This window comes from Pseudomonas sp. B1(2018), assembly GCF_003097365.1.
Taxonomy (GTDB): Bacteria; Pseudomonadota; Gammaproteobacteria; order Pseudomonadales; family Pseudomonadaceae; genus Aquipseudomonas; species Aquipseudomonas laurylsulfatiphila.
The window spans coordinates 296,499-318,965 of the sequence record NZ_PYUK01000008.1 but is presented as its reverse complement, the minus strand read 5'-3'; the positions used below and the strand labels follow the sequence as shown (position 1 = coordinate 318,965).

Genomic DNA, 22,467 nt, shown 5'->3' with positions numbered 1-22,467 from the left:
CATCCCGAACTCAGAAGTGAAACGATGCATCGCCGATGGTAGTGTGGGGTTTCCCCATGTGAGAGTAGGTCATCGTCAAGATTAAATTCCGAAACCCCAATTGCGAAAGCAGTTGGGGTTTTGTTTTGGGCGTAGAAAAAGCACGCTCAATCGAGCACAAATTGGCGCAGTTATTTTTGTCCCGGGACACTAGAATAGGTCCAACTTTTTTAGAGTCAGAGCGCTTATGCCGGATTCGGTTGACGCCAAAGAGCTGTCAGAATTACCACTGGAAAATCTGGTTGCCTGTCATGAGTGCGACTTGCTCATGCGTAAGCCAGAACTCGCCCATGGCGAAAAAGCCCTGTGCCCGCGCTGCGGTTACGAGCTTTATGCCAATCGGTACAACGTCGTACAGCGCAGTCTCGCCCTGGTCATAGCCGCCTTGTTGTTGTTTATTCCGGCGAACTTTTTACCCATCATGCAGCTCAATCTACTCGGGCAGTCTTCGCAAGACACTGTCTGGAGCGGCGTTGTCGCCCTTTTTGATACGGGCATGCAAAGCGTTTCAGTGATTGTATTCCTGTGCAGCATGGGGATCCCGCTGCTCAAGCTGCTGTGCCAACTGGCCGTATTGTTGAGTATTCGTTTTGATGTCGGGCGCAGCTACGGTTTGTTGCTCTATCGCATTTATCACCATATTCGCGAATGGGGGATGCTCGAGGTTTACTTCATGGGCGTGCTGGTGGCGATCGTCAAACTGGCAGATATGGCAGCCATCACCGTCGGCCTCGGCCTGGCGTGCTTCATTGGTTTATTGCTGATTCAAGTCTGGTTGGAGGTCGTAATGTCGCCTCACCAGATCTGGCAAGCGTTATCAGGAGAGGATGCCCATGCGGGCGATTGATGCAGGCATTCTGATTTGCAAGGAATGTCATGAATTGAACAGGCAGGAAGCTGATACCGACGAGCAGGTCTGTACACGCTGCGGAGCGTTGGTGCATGCACGCAGCCCGAATAGCCTGGTGCGCACCTGGGCATTGCTGATTACCGCCGCCATTCTTTACATACCGGCCAATTTGTTGCCGATCATGACCGTGAACTCCCTCGGCAAAGGATCGCCCAGCACGATCATGGCGGGTGTGGTCGAGTTGGTGCACTACGGCATGTTCCCCATTGCGGCCGTGGTGTTTATCGCCAGTATCGTGGTGCCCACGTTCAAGCTGGTGGGCATTGCTCTGCTGCTGTTTTCCGTGCAGCGCCGTCAGCCCCTTTCGGCTCGCCAGCGTATCTGGATGTACCGTTTCATTGAATTCATCGGCCGCTGGTCGATGCTCGATATCTTTGTGATTGCCATCCTCGTGGCGGTCGTGAATTTTGGGCGGCTTGCCAGCATCGAAGCCAATCTTGGCGCCATCGCCTTCGCCTCGGTGGTGATCCTGACGATGCTTGCCGCAGTAACTTTTGATCCCCGACTGATTTGGGACAACACGGAGTCGGACGACGACCATGACTGATTTGCCTGTAGCGAAAACCCGACCGGCTTCGAACTGGTCTGCCATTTGGGTGTTGCCCCTGATCGCCCTGATCATCGGCGGCTGGCTCGGCTGGCGTGCCTATAACGAGACCGGTATCGAGATTCAGGTACGCTTTGAAAGCGGCGAAGGCATTCAGGCCAACAAGACCGAAGTTGTCTATAAAGGCATGCCGGTCGGCAAGGTAAAAAGCCTCAAGCTCGATGACGAAGGCAGTTCCAAAGGCGTGATCGCCAGCATCGAAATGAACAAGGACGTGGAGCAATACCTACGCACCAGCACGCGTTTCTGGCTGGTCAAGCCGAGCGTGACGTTGGCTGGTATTACCGGTCTTGAGACGCTGGTTTCGGGCAACTACGTTGCGATCAGTCCGGGCGAGGGTGAACCGGTTCGCAAGTTCAAGGCCCTGGCCCAGGAACCGCCGCTATCCGATGCCCAGCCCGGTCTGCACCTGACCATCAAGGCTGACCGCCTGGGCTCGCTGAACCGTGGCAGTCCGGTGTTTTACAAACAGATCAAAGTGGGCCAGATCAAAAGCTATGTGTTGTCCGAGGACCAGAGCACCGTCGAGCTCAAGGTCTTCATCGAGCCGACCTATGCCAAACTGGTGCGCAAACACACCCGTTTCTGGAATGCCAGCGGCATCAGCATCGACGCCAATCTTTCGGGGGTGAAGATTCGCAGTGAATCCCTGGCCAGCATTGTCGCCGGTGGTATTGCGTTCGCTACACCCGAAAACCGTAAGGAAAGCCCGCCTACCGACCCAAGCCTGCCGTTCAGACTCTATGAAGACTTCGATGCAGCGGCGGCCGGTATCCGGATCAAGGTCAAGCTCAGCGACTTCGAAGGCTTGCAGGCCGGTCGTACGCCGGTGATGTATAAAGGCATTCAGGTCGGCAATCTCAAGGCGCTGAAGGTCGATCCTGACCTGTCCGGGGCCACCGCCGAGTTGACGATGGACCCGTTGGCCGAAGATTACCTGGTCGACGGTACGCAGTTCTGGGTGGTCAAACCGTCGATTTCTCTCGCCGGGATTACCGGTCTCGAGGCGCTCGTCAAAGGTAACTACATCGCTGTGCGTCCTGGCGACAAGGGTGCCGCGCCGCAACGCGAATTCGTGGCAAGGCCCAAGGCTCCACCCCTGGATCTGCGTGCGCCGGGCCTGCACCTGGTGTTGTTCACCGAAAACCTGGGTTCGCTGGAAGTCGGCAGCCCGGTTCTCTACAAGCAGGTCAAGGTCGGTTCGGTACAGAGCTATCAGTTCTCGCGCACCAAAAAGCAATTGATCATCGGCGTGCATATCGAGAAGGAGTACGAGGATCTGGTCAACGCCTCGACACGCTTCTGGAATGCCAGCGGCATCACGCTTTCGGGTGGACTGACCGGTGGCATTCAAGTCAAGAGTGAATCGCTGCAAAGCCTGATGGCCGGCGGTATTGCCTTTGAAACCCCGGAAGCCAAGGCGCCGCTACAAAAGCGCATTCCACGTTTCCGCTTGTTCGCCAGCCATGACGACGCCACGCAAAAGGGCGAGGTGATTACCATCAAGGTCGATCGCGCCGATGGATTGCGTACGGGCACGCCGATTCGCTTCAAGGGCCTGGATGTCGGCAAGATCGAGGACGTTGACCTGAGTGACGACCTGCAATCGGTGCTGCTGACCGCGCGGATTACCGAAGTGCCGGAGCGCATCGCCCGGGTTGGCAGTCAGTTCTGGGTGGTCAAGCCTGAACTGGGGCTGATCAAGACATCGAACCTTGAAACCCTGGTGACCGGGCAATACATCGAAGTGCTGCCAGCTGCCAAGAATCTGGGGCCGCAGAAAAGCTTCATGGCCCTGGCCAGCCCGCCTGAAGCTGTAAAGCGTGAAGACGGTTTGAGTCTGGTGTTGAGCGCCGCTCGTCGCGGTTCGCTGAAGGCCGGTGTGCCGGTGACGTATCGCGAAATCACGGTGGGCAAGGTAACGGGTTATGAACTGGGGCAGACCGCTGATCGTGTCCTGATCCATATCCTGATCGAGCCGAAGTACGCGCCACTGGTGCGTAGCGGCACGCGGTTCTGGAACACCAGCGGTTTCGACTTCGATGTCGGACTGTTCAGGGGGGCAACGGTGCGCACTGAATCCCTGGAGACGATGATTCAGGGCGGTGTTGCCTTCGCCACGCCGGACGGCGAGCGCATGGGCAGCCCGGCGCGACCGGAGCAGACGTTTGCGTTGTTCGACAAGTTCGAAGAGGAATGGCTGACCTGGGCGCCAAAGATTTCGCTCGGCAAGTAGTTTTCTGGTGTCAGTGATGACACCTTCGCGGGCAAGCCCGCTCCCACAGGGTTATCGGTTGATCACAGACTCTGTGGGAGCGGGCTTGCCCGCGAAGAGGCCCTGAAGTTCACTGCAAAGCTAAATGACACACCTATGAAAAAGGCCGCGATCCATTGGACCGCGGCCTTTTTCATTGCCTTCGATTCAAGCCTCAGACCGCATCCAGCTCCGGTTCATCCGCTTGTTCGTTGACCGTCGCCTTCACCTGATCGTGACGACGGATGTACTTCCAGTCCGCCTCGTCGATGTAGATGCCGGCCGGGCCGCTGCCGCCTTCCAGGTCGATGGCGACACTGGCGCAGACCTGCGGCTTCACGCTCGCCAGGATCGGCACGAAGCCCAGTTGCAGACTGGTTTCCAGCAACGCGGCCTGGTTCTTCTCATCGATGTCCGCCGCTTCATCGAGGTAGTACGGCAGGCGTACACGACCGGCCTGGTCACGATCCATCAAGTGCAGCAACAAGTACATGTTGGTCAGCGCCTTGATGGTCATGGTGGTGCCGTTGGACGCGGCGCCGTCGATGTCGGTGTGGATCACCGGTTGGCCGTTGACCTTGGTGATCTCGAACGCCAACTCGAACAAATCCTTGAGGCCGAGCTGGTTGTGGTTCGCCGCCACCAGTCGCGCCAGGTATTCCTTGGCCTCTTCGTTCTTGTTGTCCTGCTCGGCACTTTGGCTGAGGTCGAAGACCGACAGGGTTTCGCCTTCCTCATACTGACCGGCGCTGTGGATGATCTGGTCGATGTGCTTGAGCGCTTCCTTGTTCGGCGCGAGCACGATGCGGAAGCTTTGCAGGTTGGAGACCTGGCGTTTGTTGATTTCGCGGTTGAACAGAGCCAACTGGTGTTCGAGGCTGTCGTAGTCGCTGCGGATGTTGCGCAGGGTCCGGGCGATGTCCGTCACGGCGGCACGGCGAGCCTTGCCCAGGGTCAGGGCTTCGTCGGTGCGGTGCGCATAGGCGTTGATCAACAGTTGCAGGCGACGTTCCATATCGTCTTCGCTGTCGAACTTGGCCACGCCCTTGAGGCGCACCTGAGCGTACAGCGCCTCGATCTGGCCGTCGGCGCGCAGCAGGCCTTGCCAGCTGTCCTGGTAGTCGTTGAGCAGTGGCAGCAGGTTGTCCATGGAGTCGTCGATCGGGTCCATGAACGGCGTGCCGAACGGCAGGTCCGCCGGCAGCAACTGACGGCGGCGCAGGGCGTCGTCGAGGGTGCGTTGCTTGGCTTCCATGTCGCCGATCTGCCGGCCGACCAATTGCAGCTTGGCCGACAGTTGCTGGACGCGCTCGGTAAAGGCATCGCTGGAACGCTTCAATTCGTCCTGTGCGGCTTCCATCTGAGCCATCTGTTCCAGCTTGTCGCCTTCTTCGGCGCTCAGGGTTTGCGCGCGACGGAAATCTTCCAGGGCTTTCTGCGCATCCAGCACTTGCTGGTACAGCACTTCGGTCTGGGTCTTGCTCGCGGCACGGTCGGCAGCCACGGCTTGCTGGGTTTTCAGTTGCTTGAGTTCTTTTTCCAGGCGTTCTTTCTGGTCGCGCAGGGCTGCACGGTCAGCCAGAGCCTGCAAGGCCGGTGGTTCGATGTGCGAGATGTCGATGGACAGGCCCGGCACTTCGAAGCGTTCGCCCTTGAAGCCGTCGAGGATCAGCTCCACGGATTTCACCCAGTCGCCGTTTTCGTCGAGGGTGATGCCATGTTCGCCCAGCGGCAGGCTGAACAGCGCGCTGTTGAACAGGCGCATCAGGCGCTCGACGTCCTGCTGCGAGAACTCTTCGCGCAGTCGGGCGTAGCTGTTGTTGTCGGCGTGATCGAGCTGCTGCTTGACCGACTTCAGGCGTTTTTCCAGGTCGCGCAAACGCTCATCGAGGTCTTCGGCGCTGAACTGACGAGACTGCGCCAAGGCGCCGGCCAGTTCATCGTGGGCGTCCTTGGCGGCCAGCAGTTGCTGCTCCAGCACCTTGACGTCATCGACCAGGGCAAAGCGATGCTTGAGCACCGACAATTCGCCGAGCCAGCGCTGGATGCCGGTGATTTCCCGCTCCAGGCGCATCAGTTCCTGAGTGCCACCGCGCTGGTCGTTTTGCAGGGCGTCCTGCTCGTTGCGGTAGTGCTCGGCCTGAATGGTCAGCTCTTCCTTGCGCGCACTGGCGTAGTCCGACCAGGTGCCCAGCAGTGAATCGAGCAGCGGCGAGATGCGGTGCAGCTTGCCGCGCAGAATGTCGCGTTGCTTCACGCCGTTGGCCAGCGCTTCGACCAATGGGCCGGCGGCGACCAGCGAGTTGTAGTCCTGCTCCATGCGTCGTACATCACGGAAGGCTTCTTCGCACGCGGCAATGTAATCGACGCTGCCGGAACGCAGGCTGTGTTCGAAGGCATCGAGGAACAGTTGCTTGAGTTTGGCCGCAGTGATTTCGCGCATGTGCAGCAGGTTGATGAACAGTGCGCGGAAGGTCTTCAGGCTCTGCTCGCTGGTGGAGCGCAGCGGGATCAGCGTCAGGTCCAGCGGGATCGAGGTGTGACCACCGACCAGCAAGCGGCGCAGTTCGTCCGGCTTGAGTTCGTAGGCTTTCAGGCCTTCGCGCTCAAGGTTGGTGAACAGCTCTTTCTGACGCAGGCAGGTGTCGTTTTTCTGGTAGTGGGCCAGGTCCAGCTTGCCCGCGTAGGCAAAGAACTGGTGACCGAAACCGCCACCGGGGCCGCGACCGACCACGCCGATCACATGCGGACCGTGGGGCAGGTTGACTTCGACCAGGATGTAGCTGGTGTCCGAGGCAAAGTAAAAGCGCCGGGATTGTTCCAGGCTGTACTTGCCGAAGCTCATGTCCGACATGCGCGCCAGGATCGGGAACTGCAAGGCGTTGATCGAGGCGGATTTACCGAGGTTGTTCGCGCCGTACACCGACAGCGGCTCTTCCAGCGGGAACAGGCCGAGGCTGTAGCCGGCGGTGTTCAAAAGGGCAAAACGGCGGATGCCGTAACGTTCCTTGCTCATGCGTCGAGCTCCTGTTCTTCGGCAATGGCCCGGGCCAGGGCGTCTTCTTCGCTTTCACTTTCGAATTCGCTCAAGTCGAGCGGGTCGTCGGTCTGCAGCAGTTTTTCGTCGCTGTCTTCGTCGATCAGCACCGGCACCGGCAACGGCAGGACGCTGTGCAGGCTGGCGGCCAGATCGCGGTCCTGCTGTACCGACAGGCACACATCGAGGAAACGGTGCATCGGTGGCAGGAAACGGTAGACGCCGTTTTCTTCACTGGCGAAACCGAGTTGGGTCATGCGGCGCATGATCTTTTCTTCCAGTTCGTCCTGGGTCTGCACTTCGGCCTGGATGAACAGGTCGCGGTACTTTTCCAGCAGCGAGGGCAGCTCATCGCGGCCGAGGCTGCCACCGTCGAGCACGGAGATCGGGTCGCGGCCCTGGTCGGCCAGGTGCTCGACGAGGATGAAGGTGAACAGCGCCAGGCGCTGGGCGGTCTTGTTCACCGCCGCTGCCGCGAGGTCCGGCACGAAGTAGTAGAAGCCGCGGGTGTCGCAGACCAGTTCAAAACCCAGTGCCTTGAACAGCGTGCGGTATTGGTCCTGAAAGTTCGACAACTGTGCGTACAGCTCCGGATCGCGGCGGCTGACGTGGTAACCCTTGAACAGCTCGCGAAAGATCGGCGCCAGATGGGACAGTTCGGATAGATCAAGATGCATAAGGAGTGCTCGCAGAATTCTCGGCGGCGTCATCGCTGACCGAGAGCAGGGCGAAGGAGCGCAGGCTGACCTGGTGCTCGTGAGTATGGTATTCGCGACGTTCCAGACGCTCGCGCTTGAAGCGTTTTTCCCGCGACAGGCGCGAGAACCAGTACAGCAATTCGTCGGTGGCGCCGTCCGGTTCCTGCTCCAGCAGCCAGGTCATCAGGTCTGGCATCGGCAGGGCGTCTTCGCAGCGTTCGAGCATTTCCCGAACCGTGCGAGGCGCGCGTGGGGCATCGCCGCCCTTGTGGGTCTTGTGCGCCTTGGGGAAACGCGCCGGTTTCGGTTCGAAACGCGCCAGCGCGTAGACGTAGGCTTCAACCTGACTGGCGCTGCCGAGGAACGTGCTTTGCGGCCGTGTGAACAGCGGCATCGCCGCTTGTGGTACGGCGTCGATGCCCTTGCGCCGGATGGCGGCCAGGGCCAGCGCCGCGCCACGGGTCACGGCATTGTGCCGGCGGGCCTCTTCACGCAACGGCAAGAGCAGCTCGCGGGCATGACGCAGGGTCAGCTGGGCACTGGTCTGCATTTCGAGGATGCGCGCGTGGGTGCGCAGCAGCATGTCGTCGTCGACCAGGTGGCCGAGGCGCTGCTGTTCGCTGAGCATCTTCAGCAGCACGGTCTCGACCTTGCGCACGCCCTGTTCGAAGGCGCCGTCGGCGTTCACCAGATCAATCATCGGCTCGACGTATTCGTCCCAGGTCGCCAGCACTTCCGCGTAACGCTGGCGCAACGGAATCTGCCGGTCGCTGGTTTTCGCCCGTTCGGCGACGGCCACCAGCGCCTGTTCGTCGTTATCGAGTTTTTTCAGCACGTCACGCACGCGCATGTCGAGCAGGCGCAACTGGCGGGCCAGGTCATTGCCGTCGCGGATGTCGAACGCGTCCTGGATATAACCGGCCAGACGCTCGAGGTGGCGCAGGTAAGCTTCGATTTCCAGGCACAGGCCCAGGCGGTGTTCGCGGCGCAGGTAGGCGAGGAAGTCGTGAATCTGCGCATTGAGCTCGAAACGGTTCGGGCTTTTGGCCACGGGAACCAGGATGTCGAGGCGAATCCACACGTCGAGCAGGCTGGTGATGTCCTGCGGCGTACTATCGAGTTGCTGGGCGGCCAGTTGCGTGCGCAGTTCGTTCAGGCTCAGTGTGCCTTGGTCGAAGTGCTCGCACAGTGGCTCCAGAAGTGCCCAGTGTTCAGCGAGGGCGCGCAAGACGCGCTTGGGTTCGATCATCGGAATGGCCGGCTGGTTGGCGATTAAAAGCAGCGATTGTACTGCATCGGGGGCAATGCGATTCACTCTCGGGACGGGCTGTTGTTTTTTCTGTCCGTGAAGTCTATCGATCAACAGCGCGCGATCTTGTGCGAACGGCGGTAGAATCAGCGCACTTTAGTTATCCACAAGTGGCCGACCTTTGCTTATCGAGTCCCGTCGTCGCGCTTATTTGAACGCCATGCAGGTGGTCAACTGGCTGCCGCGCACCGAATTGCCCTTTGCTGCGCCGTCACGCCCCGAGCTGCTGGAGATACCCGAGCCGGCCGTGGTCGCGCCTGTCGTGCCGGCTGTCGTGGCTGAGACGCCCGTGGCGCCTGTGGTCAAACCGGCCGAGCGGGTGAAGATCGAGGTGCCGCGACCATCACTGGCGAGCACCCGCACCGGTGCCAAACCGGTGGAAGAGGCCGAAGAGGCACCCGTCGTGGTCAAGGCACCGGTCGTGCCTCCGCCGCGTTTCGCCCTGCAGTTGCTGCGGGCCGGGCGTTGCCTGCTGCTGGTGGAGTTACCCACAGGCGAATCTTTCCAGAGCCGCGACCCTGCTTATCTGCTGCTCAAGGACATGCTGCGCGCCGCCGGTTTGCCGGACAGCCCGCAGATCGTCGGCGAGCCGGTGCGCTGGCCGCTGCTGGTGCGTGGCACGATGGACCAGGGCCCGGAAGCGGCCCGCGACTTCGTGCAAGGTTTTCTCTCGGTGCGCATGGAAGAAACACCCTGCGCCTGCCTGTGGCTGATCGGCCTGCCCGCCGTGCGTTTTGCCGGCGAAGCGGATGCCGAGGCGTTCAATCGCGAGTTGCAGATCGAAGGCCTGGGTTCGGCCTGGGCGGTACCGGGCCTGGAATTATTAATGGAAGAGCCACAGCGTAAGGCTGATGTCTGGCAAGCCATGCGTCGGCTGATGGCGCGCTGGAAAGAATCGAATGAGTGACGCTGTATCGTTTCGCCCGATGACCGAGGCGGACCTGGAAACCGTGCTGAAAATCGAGTACGCGGCCTATAGCCATCCCTGGACCCGCGGGATTTTCCTCGACGGCCTGGGCAAGTACCAGATCTGGCTGATGTTCGAAGGCCAGCAACAGGTGGGCCACGGTGTGGTGCAGATCATCCTCGACGAGGCGCACCTGCTGAACATCACGGTCAAGCCGGAAAACCAGGGCCGCGGCCTGGGGCTGACATTGCTGGAGCATTTGATGTCGATTGCCTACAAAGCCGACGCCCGGGAGTGTTTCCTGGAAGTGCGCGACAGCAATACCGCGGCGTTCAAACTGTACGAGCGTTATGGTTTCAACGAAATCGGCCGGCGCCGGGACTACTACCCGGCGGTGGGCGGTCGCGAAGATGCGGTGGTCATGGCCTGCACGTTGGTCGATTGAACCCTGTAGGAGCTGCCGAAGGCTGCGATCTTTTGATCTTTATATATGACTAAAAGATCAAAAGATCGCAGCCTTCGGCAGCTCCTACAGATGTCCGTAAGGCTCAGCGTTTTTGGTCGAGAGGATCGCGCCGTGCCAGTTCCGCTTCATCCAGGCCATTGCCACCGCCAATATCGTCCTCATCGACGATGCTCAGGTCCCAATCCGCGCGTTTATCTTTGCCCGACTCCTGGGCATCCCGCGCGCCATCTTCACGGATCAGGGTTTCCGGGCTCATGTCGTCGTCGGTAGGTTGATGGTCGCCGGTCGAGGCCCCCGTCAGGCCTGCTTCACGTCCGCGGCGGCGCGGCATCAGTTGTTCGCGCTCGTTTTCCGGCAGTTCGTCACCGATCCTGGCGCTGGGTTCTTCGGTGTCGAAATCCAGCTCACGCACCGAACCCATGCGGTCTTCGTTATCATCGACGGGTTCCGGTTGCACCGCATCGTAAGGACGTCGTGAATCATTCATGGCAATTCCTCATACTGTAGGCCTTACTACGGTTGACCCACGTGGCTACCGAGAATTCCACCGGCATGGAGCCCCGTGTACCGGATCAGGAGAGCATCCGCATTTAGCGCGTGACCCCGACGGACGGTTGTCAGTCAAAGCTGCGCATCATTCTTGAGGCTTCAGAGCATGAACGAATTACAAGATCTGATTGATAACAACGAGCGTTGGGCCGCTGCGATCAAGGAGGAAGATCCTGACTTCTTCGCCAAGCTGGCTCGCCAACAGACCCCGGAGTTCCTGTGGATCGGTTGTTCCGATGCCCGGGTGCCGGCCAACGAGATCGTCGGCATGCTGCCGGGCGATCTGTTCGTACACCGTAATGTGGCCAACGTCGTGCTGCACACCGACCTCAACTGCCTGTCGGTGATTCAGTACGCGGTCGACGTACTCAAGGTCAAGCATATCCTCGTCACCGGCCACTATGGCTGCGGCGGCGTGCGCGCCTCGATGCAGGATCGCCAGTTCGGCCTGATCGACGGCTGGCTGCGCTCGATTCGCGACCTGTATTACGAAAAGCGCGAAGAACTCGCCAAACTGGCCACCGAAGAAGAGCGGGTCGACCGTCTCTGCGAACTCAACGTGATCCAGCAAGTGGCCAACGTCGGGCACACCAGCATTGTGCAAAACGCCTGGCACCGTGGGCAGAGCCTGTCGATCCATGGCTGCATCTACGGTATCAAGGACGGTCGCTGGAAGAGCCTGAACGCTACCATCAGCGGCTTCGAGCAATTGCCGCCGCAGTACCGCCTGCGTCCGTTCGAACCCCTGTAAAACCCTTCAACGCGGACTTTGCCGACGCCACTGTTGCAAAAACAGCTGGCCGTCGGCGTTCGGCGCTTCATCGAAGCCGGTAATCCAGCCTCGGCAGTTGTACGAACCGCAGAGGCAGGCGAACTGGTGCAGCAGTTGGTCTTCCGTGGCAGCGTAATCCATCGACAGCCAGTCACCTTTCTGAATGTCTTTGAGCGCCCACAACCACAGCTCACTCATGTCGAGAAATACGTTCGGGTCGCAAGAGTGGCGCAGCAGCCCACAGAAATGCGGGTCATGGACATGAATATCTCGGGCCAGTTGTCGGGTATGCCGGCCACGACAGGGCAGCAAATGCCCCGATACCCGGCAGATCCGGCTTATGCGGGGAAACTCGCGCAACGCTGCCGCGGCCATGGGCGTGCCCTGGTCGTTCGAAAGAATCTCGAAATCGGCCTGGGATGGATATCCGAGGTGCAGGGGTAGCTCCACAAATGGGTAAATACCCTGCGGCGGTGACGCGAGAGACTTGCGCAGTGCATCGGCTTTCATAACGATCCCTGTCGGCTGGGTGCTGCGACATCCATCGGCTGACGGTCCAGTCAGCGCTGCAGCACATGGGTACAGCCCAAGCCTCTCGCAGATATCGCGGGCGGTCTACTGTCATAACTGACAGGTTGACTGCCGATAGTCGGTTTACAGCGGTGGCGCGGGCAGGGCGGTGGCCGGTGCGGGTGCCTTGAGCTGTTTGAGCTGCAACTGGATCGCTGCTGTCGAGCATTTGGCCGCCGCCTGTCCCGGTGTCAGGTTGCGAATCGAGGTGTAGAACAGCGCGCAGGTTTTATCCTTCTCGGCCACTTGCCAGGTTTGTGTGCAGGTTTTCAGCTCGATATCGGCATTGCTGTCCGGTTGGCGGCCCATGACGGCCTGCCAGCAGGCGGCACTCAAATCCTGGCCCATGACTTTCAGTCCTGCCGCATCGGCCTTGGCCTTGGCATCGTTGCCGGAATAGCTTGCCGGATCGGAGGCATACCAGATGTAGCTTGGGTGGTTGGAACCCAGCACCCGCACTTTCACCCCGTCACTCGGGCTGATCGTGGCCAGCCCCAGCACATTCACGGTCGGCCCGTATTGTTGCTTGATCCAGTCACGCACCGGTGAGCCGAAGGCGACCATCGGCAATGTTTCACCGCTGGCGTGCAGGCTGACGTTCCTGACCATGGTGGTCTGGTACTCGTTGAAGTAGCTGTAGACGCCCTCCAGGTCCTTGCCGGCGTTGGAGGGGGCGGCAATAGGGGCGATGTCGATGATGGTCTGAAAGGCCGGCGTCTGCTCGGCCGGGATGCCATTGACGGTGAGCAGCGAGGCCCAGCGATCCGTGGTGGCGGACTTCAGGTAATCCTGGGCCTGGGTCAACGAGTAGTCGGGCGGGAAGTGCAGCAGCTCGACACTTTTGCGGTTCTCCAGGGCCATGCCCAGCGGCAGGAACAGGTACCAGCTGTACGCCCACTTGCCGTCGGCATTCAGTTTGCTGGCGCCGTTATAGGCCAGGTCACCGGCATCGAGCAGCGCTGCCAACGGTTTTTCATAGCTATTGGGCACGCCGATGATTTCCGCGTGGAGCTGACCGTTATCGGTTTTGACCAGAACCTTCGCGTCGCCGTAGCCATCGCGCTGCACGCTCTGGGTCAGGTAATGCTCGACGGTTTGCTCGAGCGTCCAGTTGCGAAAGCAGATCACGTTGCAATTGTTGGGGTAGGCGAAGAGGCGGGTAACGCGTTCGGTCGTGCCCAGCTTCAAATTGACATCGGCATGGGCGGTGGTGCTCAGGGTGAGGGCTGCGAGGGTGAGTGCCGCAAGTTTGAACATGCTCAGATCCTTTTCAGCGTATTAGACCAGCAGATACTGAAACCGACGGGCGGAACAACAAGGGGCCGATCAATACCGTAATGCTGTTCACTTAAGAGATAGATCTAACAATAAGCAACCTGTGGCGAGGGAGCTTGCTCCCGCTGGACTGCGCAGCAGTCCCATTTTCAGGGCCGCTTCGCGCCCCAACGGGAGCAAGCTCCCTCGCCACGGATACAGTGTTCGTCCTTACGTGAGCAGCATTACGATCAATACCGGCCCTTTTTTGGGTTACGGCATGACTGGCGGCAAATACGCCAGCGTCGTCCCCAGTGCCCATAACAACACTAGCACCAGTGGCGTGTGTACCAGCAACTGCACGAACGAGAAACCGATCAGGTCCCGCGCCTTCAGCCCCAGAACGCCCAGCAATGGCAGCATGTAGAAGGGGTTGATCAGGTTCGGCAAGGCTTCGGCGGCGTTGTAGATCTGTACCGCCCATCCCAGGTGATAGTTCAGGTCATTGGCCACCTGCATCACGTACGGCGCTTCGATGATCCACTTGCCGCCACCGGACGGAATGAAGAAACCGAGGATCGCCGAGTACACGCCCATCAGCAGGGCATAGGTGTCGTGGGAGGCAATGCTGACGAAGAAGGTCGAGATGTGATGCGCCAGGGTCTGCGCATCGGCGCCCTTGACCGTGGTCATCAGTGCCGCGATCGAGCCATACAGCGGGAACTGGATCAACACCCCGGTGGTGGTCGGCACCGCACGGGACACGGCATCCAGAAAGCTGCGAGGGCGCCAGTGCAGCAGGGCACCGAGCATGATGAACAGGAAGTTGTAGGTGTTCAGCCCGGAAATCGCACTGATGGCCGGCTTGGTCGAAAACTCATGGAACAACCACCCGGCAGCCAGCAACACCAGCAGAATCGTCAGCAGCGGGCTGTGCTCCAGCCATTCGCCGGGGCGGGTGCGCGGTTGCAGCGGTGGCAGGTTGAAACTCGGGTCGACACCACAGGCCTTGGCGTCCCGCGCCGAATTCGGCCCGGGGGCGGTGGCGTAGGCGATGATCAGCGAAATCACGATCAGGGCCAGTAACATCACGCCGGACTGCCAGAGAAAGATCGTCTGGGTAAATGGAATCACCCCGGTGATCGACAGAATCGAGGGCGGCAGGCTGGCCGGGTTGGCCTGCAATTGAGCGGCCGATGACGACAGGCCCAGGGCCCACACGGCACCGAGCCCCAGGTAGGCGGCGGCACCGGCGGCACGGTAATCCATCTTCAGATCGGTGCGGCGGGCGAGGGCGCGCACCAGCAATCCGCCGAACACCAGGGACAAGCCCCAGTTGAGCAGCGAGGCGACCATCGAGATCAGCGCGACCCAGGCCACGGCAGAGCGGCCGTTTTTCGGGATTTTCGCCAGGCGGTCGATCAGTTTCACCGCCGGCGGTGAACTGGCGACCACATAACCGCCGATCACCACGAAGGCCATCTGCATGGTGAAGGGGATCAGGCTCCAGAAGCCATCACCGAAGGCCATGGCGGCGTCGGTGGGCTTGGCGCCCATGGCCATGGTGGCCACCGCCACGATAATCACCGCCAGGGCAGCAAACACCCAGGAGTCGGGGAACCAGCGTTCGGCAAAACTTGAACAGCGCAGGGCAAAGCGGGCGGAGCGGCTATCTTCGATATCAGCGGCCACGGGAGTACCTCGGATTTTTATGTTTGTTGTGGTCTTCGGGGCAGTAACCGCCCGTCTGGACAGACGCCAACATTAATTCAAGCCGTGGATTTTTGCGGGGCTGATTTGTGGCTATGGGACTTTGGTCTAACGGGTTGTCCGCCAGCGCGTTTGCGTAGACCATGGGCGCCTTGGTTTTTGCCTGTGCCAGAGTTCTTTACATGACTGCCAACACCGATTCGCGCCCGGCGCGGTTCAGCCGCTCGGACTACAAGACCCTGGGGCTCGCCGCCCTCGGCGGGGCGCTGGAAATCTACGACTTCATCATTTTCGTGTTTTTCGCCCTGACCCTCAGCCAGTTGTTCTTCCCGCCGGAAATGCCCGAGTGGCTGCGCCTGCTGCAAAGCTTCGGGATTTTCGTCACCGGTTACCTGGCGCGACCGTTGGGCGGCATCCTGATGGCGCACTTCGCCGATCGCCTGGGGCGCAAGAAAGTCTTCAGCCTGAGCATCCTGATGATGGCGTTGCCCTGCCTGCTGATCGGGATCATGCCGACCTACGCGCAAATCGGTTATTTCGCCCCCTTGTTGCTACTGGTCCTGCGCGTTCTCCAGGGCGCGGCGGTGGGCGGCGAAGTGCCGAGTGCCTGGGTTTTCGTCGCCGAGCATGCGCCGATCGGTCACCGAGGTTATGCCCTGGGTTTCCTGCAGGCGGGGCTGACTTTCGGCTATCTGATCGGTGCATTGACCGCGACCTTCCTGGCCCAGGCCTTCACTCCGGCGGAAATTCTCGATTACGCCTGGCGTTACCCCTTCCTGCTCGGCGGCGTGTTTGGCGTGATCGGCGTCTGGCTGCGTCGCTGGCTCAGCGAAACCCCGGTGTTCATGGCCATGCAGGCGCAGCGCGAGGCAGCCGGCGAACTGCCGCTGCGCACGGTCCTGCGCGAGCATCGACTGGCCATTTTGCCGGCGATGATTCTCACCTGTGTGCTGACCTCGGCCGTGGTGGTTTTCGTGGTCATTACCCCGACCATGATGCAGAAAACCTTTGGCATGACCGCCAGCCATACCTTCGCCTTGAGCGCACTGGGCATCGTGTTCCTGAACATCGGCTGCGTGCTCGCGGGGCTGCTGGTCGACCGCATTGGCGCCTGGCGCACGGTGATGCTCTATAGCCTGCTGCTGCCGCTGGGCATCGGTGTGCTTTACAGCTGCCTGATCATGGGTGGTGACTGGATCGGCCTGGCCTACGCCGTGGCAGGGCTGGCCTGCGGGGTGGTCGGTGCGGTGCCATCGGTGATGGTCAGCCTGTTCCCGGCGCGGATTCGCGTCTCGGGCATCTCGTTCACCTACAACATTGCCTATGCCGCCTGGGCGAGCATCACGCCGCTGTTGCTGATCGGCCTGATGCCGTGGAGTCCGTGGATCTGCGTGATGTTCAGTGCGGTAATGGGCGCGGTGGGCGTGGGCAGTGCGGCGTACTTCGGTGTGCGGATGCCGAGAGTCGCAGGCTGTTCTGCCGCTGGCGCGCACTGATCGGGCGCGTCGTCACTATTTTTGTAGGACAAACCTGAAACACGCTTAAGAAAATGTTTCCAAGGCCGATGGTTAGGCTGCATATCGCTTTCTATCCCTGTCCATCGGTGCTTTCCCATGTTCAATAAACGCTTGAAGCAGGAGCTGTCGGCTCTTCGTGAAGAACTCTCCAGCCTCCAGCAAGTGAAGGAAAGTCTGGAAAGCGAGATGCTGGTGCTGACCCTCGACAGCGATGGACGTGTTCAGTCGGTCAATCAGAACTTCCTTGCTGAAATGCATTACAAGAGCGCCGACCTGATCGGCCGGCACATCGACGACCTCGTCCCGGAACACGTGAAATTCGACGAATTCCAGCAGCGCTTCAAGAGCGCGCTGACCCGTGGCGAGCACTTCGCCGGTGCGGTACGCCTGTTGCGCGGCACGGGGCAGGAAGCCTGGTTGCGTTCGATCCTGCAGCCAGTGCGCTCGGCGGACGGGCGGATCAAGTGTTTCTCGATCTTCTCCAGCGACCTGACCCGCACCATCGAGGCCTCCCGCGAACACGAGAACCTGATCGGTGCGCTGGTGCGCTCCACGGCGGTGATCGAGTTCGACCTCAACGGCAACGTGCTGACCGCCAACGACCGCTTCCTCAGTGGCATGGGTTACAGCCTGGCGCAGATCAAAGGCAAGCATCACCGCACCTTCTGCCAGCCGGAGGATTACAACAGTGCCGAGTACCAGAACTTCTGGCGTCGGCTGAACGCGGGTGAGTACGTGGCCGGCCGTTTCAAGCGTGTCGACAGCCATGGTCGTACCGTCTGGCTTGAGGCGTCCTACAACCCGGTCACCGATGCCAACAATAATCTCTACAAAGTGGTGAAGTTCGCCACGGTGATTACCGATCAGGTCAATCAGGAACAGGCCGTCGCCGAAGCCGCCAACATTGCCTACAGCACATCGCAGCAAACCGACCAAAGCGCCCAGCGCGGTAACGCGGTGGTGACCCAGGCCGTGGACGTGATGCGTGACCTGGCCAAGCACATGCAAACCGCCGGCGACGGCATCGAAGCCTTGAACGAGCAGTCGCTGGTGATCGGTACCATCGTCAAAACCATCAGCGGCATTGCCGAACAGACCAACCTGCTGGCGCTCAACGCGGCCATCGAAGCGGCGCGTGCGGGCGAGCAGGGTCGCGGCTTCGCCGTGGTGGCGGATGAAGTCCGGCAACTGGCGTCGCGCACCAGCCAGGCCACCGACGAAATCGTCCTCGTGGTGCGGCAGAACCAGGACATGGCGCGCAACGCCGTGGCCTTGATGACCGATGGCAAACTCCAGGCCGAACAGGGCCTGGCACTGGCGGCGGAAGCGGGCACTGTGATTGTCGAGATTCAGGACGGCGCCCAGAAAGTGGTCAATGCGGTGGGGCAGTTTGCCAATCAGTTGTCCAACTAGATTCTGATTGTTGAGAGATCGCAGCGTGCACACCAATCCAATGTAGGAGCTGCCGCAGGCTGCGATCTTTTGATCTTTTGATCTTTCGATTTCTATTCGGGCGAATCAATCCGATACAGCGCCCGGTTCACCGCCAGTTCCCCCAGCATGATGACTTGGGCAATCCCCAACAGCGTATTTCGACTTGTCCCTTCCGTACGATCCGCCAGATCCATGGTCATGACATTGGCCGAGGCCAGCGACTCACAGGCATGGGCCAGCAGGGTTTCGGTGTCGAGTTCCGGGTCGACGATGAACATCGTGCTGAGTTTGCGCGGGGTGGCCATGATATTGGCGGCTGAGGGAATGGGGTCGGATGGGGGTGTGGGATCGATGCCTGGCGGATCCGGTGTCACTTTAACCATAAGCTGATTTCTCCTGAGTGGGGCCGCCAACTCTTCTCTACTAAAAGAAGGGTGGCGACTGTACGCAGGTTAGTAGACCGGGGAGATCAGCATTTACCGGCGCGCCGAAGCGCCCTGCGCACAGCCACCATCAAGTTCAGGGATGGGGATACCTGACTGACAGAGCCTATGCACTTTACTGATAACACCACGGGCTACTAAACCCGATCACTGACAATCAGTGACGCGAATCAAGTTACCGAGCGGCCCCAAGGCGCACAAGCCGGCGGATTCTGGCGTACCTGTAGGCAACGACGCAAGGCGCTGTGGCTTTCGCGAAGTAACTTGGCGAGCTTTTAAACACGCAAAAACCTGCACGCCAAAAAGCTCCTGAAAGAGATCGAAAAGCCCTCGACTTGTCCCCCTTCAAGTACGTCGAATTAGTCCTGCAGACCCGACACGCCCGGATGCATCCTGCGCGCATACCAGAAGCCTCCTGTTCAGGGCCATAAAAGGCACCAAGGTTCGGAGGGGCTGGGAGAAGCGGGTAGCGCTGGAAGTGTGCGCCGTGTTCGCGAGAGTATGAAGGTTGCCAACGTGTCCCCGTGCGATGGGCTCGGCATTGGGGAGCAGAACTGCTGCGGGTTCAAATTGCAGCGCCCAAGTTTCTTTGGCCCACTCTGTAGGAGCTGCCGCAGGCTGCGATCTTTTCATTTGGGATGTCGCTACAATCAGCTCCTTTCCCCTTGGAGCAGACATCCATGAGCGCTTCCCACCGCCGTCCGGTTCCCTTGTCCAAGGCTTATCGTCTGCTCAATCATGGCCCGACCGTGCTGGTCAGCGCCGCCCACGATGGCCGGCGCAATATCATGGCGGCAGCCTGGGCCATGCCGCTGGATTTCGAACCACCGAAAATTGCCGTGGTGCTGGACAAGTCGACCTGGACTCGCCAATTGCTGGAAGCCTCGGGCACGTTTGTGTTGAACGTTCCTTGCGCTGCCCAGGCCGACATCGTGCAGACCGTCGGTTCGACCTCCGGCCTGGAATTGACCCAGGGCCAGGGGCGCGACAAGTTCGCGACCTACGACTTGCAGACCTTCACCGGTGAATCGGTCGATGCGCCGATGCTCGAGGGTTGCGTGGCCTGGCTGGAATGTCGCCTGTTGCCAGAACCGAACAACCACCAGCAATACGATCTGTTCCTGGCCGAAGTGATTGCCGCCCAGGCCGACGAGCGCGTGTTCAGCGAAGGGCGCTGGCACTTCGAAGGGCAAGATGCCTTGCGCACCTTGCACCACGTGGCGGGCGGGCACTTCCTGACCATTGGCGAGCCGGTGGACGGCAAGACCTTGCAGGCGTAAGCCGGTCGGCGCTCAGATCCACACATCATTCTCGGCCGTGCGCTCGCCACCTTCGCTGCCGGTGTTGAGCACGCCCTTGGGTTCGATCAACAGGAGTTTTACCTCCTGCCCGGCATAGGGTTTGTGCTCGACGCCTTTGGGCACCACGTACATTTCCCCGGCATTCACCAGCACGTGGCCATCGCGAAAGTCGATGCGCAACCGGCCTTCGAGAACGATGAAGGTTTCGTCGGTATCAAGGTGGTCGTGCCAGATAAAGTCCCCCAGCAGCTTTACCACCTTGAACTGATAGTCGTTCATTTCGGCGATGACCCGGGGTGACCAGTGGGAGTCGATCCGGTTGATTTTTTCAGCGAAGTTCAGGCTTTCGTAAGCGTTCATGAAACAGCTCTCGCAGTTGTTTGTGAACCCACGATAGCCAGCGATTCAGTGCGCTTCTTGTACGATTGTGCGTGGCTCAACGGCGCTGCATGTTCATCCAGCGGGCAGGTGACAGGCCGTAGGTTTTGCTGAATTGCCGAGTCATGTGGCTCTGGTCGGTGAAGCCTGCGATCAACGCGGCACTGACCAGCGTCTGACCCTGAATAAGTAGCGCGCGGACCATGTCCAGACGCCGCATGGTCAGGTAGCGGTAGGGGCTGGTGCCGAACAACAGGCGAAAATCCCGGGACAGGCTCCAGCGATCCCGATCGCTATGCTGCGCCAGTTCATCGAGTGTAACGGTACGATCGAGGGCGCCGTGGATGTATTCCCGGGCACGTTGCGCGGCCACGTAGTCGAAGCCCGAGCGTTTGCTCGGCACACCGGAAACCGCGTTCAAGGCCTGCGCCAGGTCGAATAAGGCATCCTGTTCTTCCAGCGGGTCGAGCGGACAATCCAGGCTGCGCAGCAACGCTCCCGTGGCGGCGAACAGGCGGGGATCGCTCGACAACCCGCTCTTGATGAATGGCAGCGGTTGCCCGCCGAGCATCTGCTGGATCAGTGCTGGCTCGATGTACATCATCCGGTACTGGAAACCGGACTCGGTACCGGCCTCGCCATCGTGGGCTTCGTCCGGGTGCAGCACGATCGTTGCGCCCGGCAGGCTGTGACGCCAGTCGCCACGATACTGAAAGCTCTGCACCCCGGCCAGGGTGTGGCCGATGGCATAGGTGTCATGGCGGTGAAGGTCGTAGCCATGGCCGGCAAAAAACGCCTCGAAACGCTGAAGCCCGCCGATATCGGGCGCACGAAGGAACCAGTCATTGCGAGGCGGACGCTTGGCCATGGTGATTGTTGTCTTGAGCTTGATGCGCAATACGGTAACCCACCCGGCGGTTCCCTGTCTTCTGATCGGAAGGCGGCTTGCCTGCTAGAAAACCCAGGGCAAATACTGCACTGTGGGGCGCATTCGCTACAGGTTGTTTTTTATTTGTCAGGATGAGGTCAGGTCATGAGCAAATTGCGTGTGGGGATCATTTTCGGGGGGCGCTCGGCAGAGCACGAAGTGTCGCTGCAGTCGGCGAAAAACATCGTCGATGCGCTGGATCGTTCACGCTTCGAACCGGTACTGATCGGCATCGATAAACAAGGCCACTGGCACCTCAACGACCCTTCCAACTTTTTGCTGAATCAGGAAAACCCGGCGCTGATCGCCCTCAATCAGTCCAATCGCGAGCTGGCCGTCGTGCCGGGCAAAGCCAGCCAGCAACTGGTGGAAACCAGCAGTCAGGAACTGCTCGGCCATGTCGATGTGATTTTCCCGATCGTCCACGGCACCCTGGGTGAAGACGGTTGCCTGCAAGGTTTGCTGCGCATGGCCGATCTGCCGTTTGTCGGCTCCGATGTGCTTGGCTCGGCCGTTTGCATGGACAAGGACATCAGCAAGCGGCTGCTGCGTGATGCCGGCCTGGCCGTGACGCCGTTTGTGACATTGACCCGCGCCTCGGCGGCGCGCACCGGGTTTGCCGAGGTTCAGTCCCGGCTCGGTTTGCCGCTGTTCGTCAAGCCGGCGAACCAGGGCTCTTCCGTGGGCGTGAGCAAGGTTACCGACGAGGCCGAATACAGCGCAGCGGTGGAGCTGGCGTTGAGTTTCGATACCAAGGTGTTGATCGAATCTGCTGTCAGCGGCCGCGAGATTGAATGCGCAGTGCTCGGCAATGAAGAGGCGATTGCCAGTGGTTGCGGTGAGATAGTGGTGCGCAGCGGGTTCTATTCCTACGACAGCAAATACATCGACGACACGGCCGCTGAAGTCGTGGTGCCGGCCAATATCAGCGTCGAGGCCAGCGAGCGCATTCGTGCCCTGGCTGTCGAGGCGTTCCAGGTGCTGGGCTGCTCCGGCCTGGCCCGTGTCGATGTGTTCCTGACCGACAGTGGCGAAGTGCTGATCAACGAAATCAACTCGCTGCCCGGTTTCACCCGCATCAGCATGTACCCGAAATTGTGGCAGGCCACCGGCATGACCTACAGCGAGCTGGTGACGCGATTGATCGAACTGGCGCTGGAAAAACATCAGGTTCGGCAGGGGTTGAAGATCAGTCGTTGAGTGCGCTGCTGAAGGGCGCTGCGTTTATCCAGTTCACACGCGTTATCGTTAACCACCATCGCAGGCAAGCCAGCTCCTACAAGAGACCGTGCCCACGCGGGGAAACTGTAGGAGCCAGCTTGCTGGCGATGGACTCAAGTGCGCCGCGTTTATCCAGATCACACGCGTTATCGTTGACGACCAT

The 22,467-nt window shown here is 60.2% G+C and carries 20 protein-coding genes and 1 pseudogene; 11 read left to right on the top strand and 10 right to left on the bottom strand.

Annotation, left to right across the window (positions count from 1 at the left end; translation table 11 throughout):
• The first annotated feature begins 226 nt into the window (after nt 1–226).
• Genes C9422_RS15600 through C9422_RS15590 form a run of 3 tightly spaced genes read left to right on the top strand, consistent with a single transcriptional unit; the run spans nt 227 to nt 3,792 of the window.
• Complete coding sequence (locus C9422_RS15600) at nt 227–886, top strand: paraquat-inducible protein A (RefSeq protein WP_116581240.1); 660 nt, start codon at nt 227–229, stop codon at nt 884–886.
• Complete coding sequence (locus C9422_RS15595; RefSeq protein ID WP_007978040.1) at nt 873–1,496, top strand: paraquat-inducible protein A; 624 nt, start codon at nt 873–875, stop codon at nt 1,494–1,496. Before C9422_RS15600 ends, C9422_RS15595 begins: the two co-directional genes overlap by 14 nt.
• Nucleotides 1,489–3,792: an intermembrane transport protein PqiB gene (locus tag C9422_RS15590; RefSeq protein WP_104449423.1), complete on the top strand. Its 2,304-nt coding sequence runs from the start codon at nt 1,489–1,491 to the stop codon at nt 3,790–3,792. Before C9422_RS15595 ends, C9422_RS15590 begins: the two co-directional genes overlap by 8 nt.
• Nucleotides 3,793–3,985: 193 nt before the next feature.
• Here C9422_RS15590 and mksF read toward each other — a convergent pair whose 3' ends face one another.
• The 3 genes from mksF to mksB are packed head-to-tail and all read right to left on the bottom strand — an operon-like array spanning nt 3,986 to nt 8,794.
• The gene (gene mksF, locus C9422_RS15585; RefSeq protein ID WP_102701500.1) at nt 3,986–6,826 is read right to left on the bottom strand and encodes an Mks condensin complex protein MksF; all 2,841 of its coding nucleotides are present in this window, start codon (nt 6,824–6,826) and stop codon (nt 3,986–3,988) included.
• Complete coding sequence (gene mksE, locus C9422_RS15580) at nt 6,823–7,524, bottom strand: Mks condensin complex protein MksE (RefSeq protein ID WP_007978043.1); 702 nt, start codon at nt 7,522–7,524, stop codon at nt 6,823–6,825. The genes mksF and mksE overlap by 4 nt, the downstream gene beginning before the upstream one ends.
• Entirely contained in the window at nt 7,514–8,794 is a 1,281-nt protein-coding gene (gene mksB / locus C9422_RS15575) for an Mks condensin complex protein MksB (protein ID WP_165824779.1), read from the bottom strand. The genes mksE and mksB overlap by 11 nt, the downstream gene beginning before the upstream one ends.
• Before the next feature lie 220 nt (nt 8,795–9,014).
• Between mksB and C9422_RS15570 the strand changes: the two genes are divergently transcribed.
• Nucleotides 9,015–9,761: an energy transducer TonB gene (locus C9422_RS15570; RefSeq protein ID WP_116581238.1), complete on the top strand. Its 747-nt coding sequence runs from the start codon at nt 9,015–9,017 to the stop codon at nt 9,759–9,761.
• Nucleotides 9,754–10,206: a ribosomal protein S18-alanine N-acetyltransferase gene (gene rimI, locus C9422_RS15565; protein WP_007978046.1), complete on the top strand. Its 453-nt coding sequence runs from the start codon at nt 9,754–9,756 to the stop codon at nt 10,204–10,206. The genes C9422_RS15570 and rimI overlap by 8 nt, the downstream gene beginning before the upstream one ends.
• A gap of 103 nt (nt 10,207–10,309) precedes the next feature.
• Here rimI and C9422_RS15555 read toward each other — a convergent pair whose 3' ends face one another.
• A complete protein-coding gene (locus C9422_RS15555; RefSeq protein ID WP_116581237.1) occupies nt 10,310–10,714 on the bottom strand; it encodes a serine kinase/phosphatase in 405 nt (134 codons plus the stop codon).
• Nucleotides 10,715–10,882: 168 nt separating this feature from the next.
• Between C9422_RS15555 and can the strand changes: the two genes are divergently transcribed.
• Nucleotides 10,883–11,527 (top strand): carbonate dehydratase, encoded by a 645-nt coding sequence (gene can / locus C9422_RS15550; RefSeq protein WP_007978048.1) that lies wholly within the window; start codon nt 10,883–10,885, stop codon nt 11,525–11,527.
• A 6-nt stretch (nt 11,528–11,533) separates the two neighbouring features.
• Here the strand turns inward: can and C9422_RS15545 are convergent, their stop codons facing one another.
• From C9422_RS15545 to C9422_RS15535, 3 genes are all read right to left on the bottom strand, one after another.
• Nucleotides 11,534–12,058: an SET domain-containing protein-lysine N-methyltransferase gene (locus C9422_RS15545; protein WP_116581236.1), complete on the bottom strand. Its 525-nt coding sequence runs from the start codon at nt 12,056–12,058 to the stop codon at nt 11,534–11,536.
• Nucleotides 12,059–12,202: 144 nt separating this feature from the next.
• On the bottom strand, nt 12,203–13,375 hold the full coding sequence (locus C9422_RS15540; RefSeq protein WP_116581235.1) for a hypothetical protein: 1,173 nt from the start codon (nt 13,373–13,375) through the stop codon (nt 12,203–12,205).
• A 270-nt stretch (nt 13,376–13,645) separates the two neighbouring features.
• Nucleotides 13,646–15,064, bottom strand: coding sequence for a short-chain fatty acid transporter (locus C9422_RS15535; RefSeq protein WP_007978051.1), 1,419 nt, complete (start codon nt 15,062–15,064; stop codon nt 13,646–13,648).
• A 200-nt stretch (nt 15,065–15,264) separates the two neighbouring features.
• Here C9422_RS15535 and C9422_RS15530 point away from each other — a divergent pair, with 200 nt between their 5' ends.
• From C9422_RS15530 to C9422_RS32920, 3 genes and pseudogenes are all read left to right on the top strand, one after another.
• Nucleotides 15,265–16,578 carry an MFS transporter gene (locus tag C9422_RS15530; protein ID WP_116581234.1) on the top strand — a complete coding sequence of 438 codons (1,314 nt, stop codon included), beginning with the start codon at nt 15,265–15,267 and terminating at the stop codon, nt 16,576–16,578.
• Between the two features lie 117 nt (nt 16,579–16,695).
• A pseudogene (locus C9422_RS32925) lies at nt 16,696–17,424 on the top strand (PAS domain-containing protein); the annotation flags it as partial.
• 9 nt (nt 17,425–17,433) lie between these two features.
• Entirely contained in the window at nt 17,434–18,012 is a 579-nt protein-coding gene (locus C9422_RS32920; protein WP_256589970.1) for a methyl-accepting chemotaxis protein, read from the top strand.
• A 92-nt stretch (nt 18,013–18,104) separates the two neighbouring features.
• On the opposite strand, the gene C9422_RS15520 is transcribed toward C9422_RS32920, so the two are convergent.
• A complete protein-coding gene (locus C9422_RS15520; RefSeq protein WP_116581232.1) occupies nt 18,105–18,416 on the bottom strand; it encodes a DUF6124 family protein in 312 nt (103 codons plus the stop codon).
• Nucleotides 18,417–19,156: 740 nt separating this feature from the next.
• On the opposite strand from C9422_RS15520, the gene C9422_RS15515 reads away from it, so the two are divergent.
• On the top strand, nt 19,157–19,756 hold the full coding sequence (locus tag C9422_RS15515) for a flavin reductase family protein (protein WP_116581231.1): 600 nt from the start codon (nt 19,157–19,159) through the stop codon (nt 19,754–19,756).
• Nucleotides 19,757–19,768: 12 nt separating this feature from the next.
• On the opposite strand, the gene C9422_RS15510 is transcribed toward C9422_RS15515, so the two are convergent.
• Together C9422_RS15510 and C9422_RS15505 are read right to left on the bottom strand one after the other, a co-directional pair.
• Nucleotides 19,769–20,137 carry a cupin domain-containing protein gene (locus tag C9422_RS15510; protein WP_007981811.1) on the bottom strand — a complete coding sequence of 123 codons (369 nt, stop codon included), beginning with the start codon at nt 20,135–20,137 and terminating at the stop codon, nt 19,769–19,771.
• A gap of 76 nt (nt 20,138–20,213) precedes the next feature.
• Nucleotides 20,214–21,023, bottom strand: coding sequence for an AraC family transcriptional regulator (locus tag C9422_RS15505; RefSeq protein WP_116581230.1), 810 nt, complete (start codon nt 21,021–21,023; stop codon nt 20,214–20,216).
• Between the two features lie 165 nt (nt 21,024–21,188).
• Here C9422_RS15505 and ddlA point away from each other — a divergent pair, with 165 nt between their 5' ends.
• On the top strand, nt 21,189–22,283 hold the full coding sequence (ddlA, locus tag C9422_RS15500) for a D-alanine--D-alanine ligase (protein WP_116581229.1): 1,095 nt from the start codon (nt 21,189–21,191) through the stop codon (nt 22,281–22,283).
• Nucleotides 22,284–22,467 lie beyond the last annotated feature (184 nt).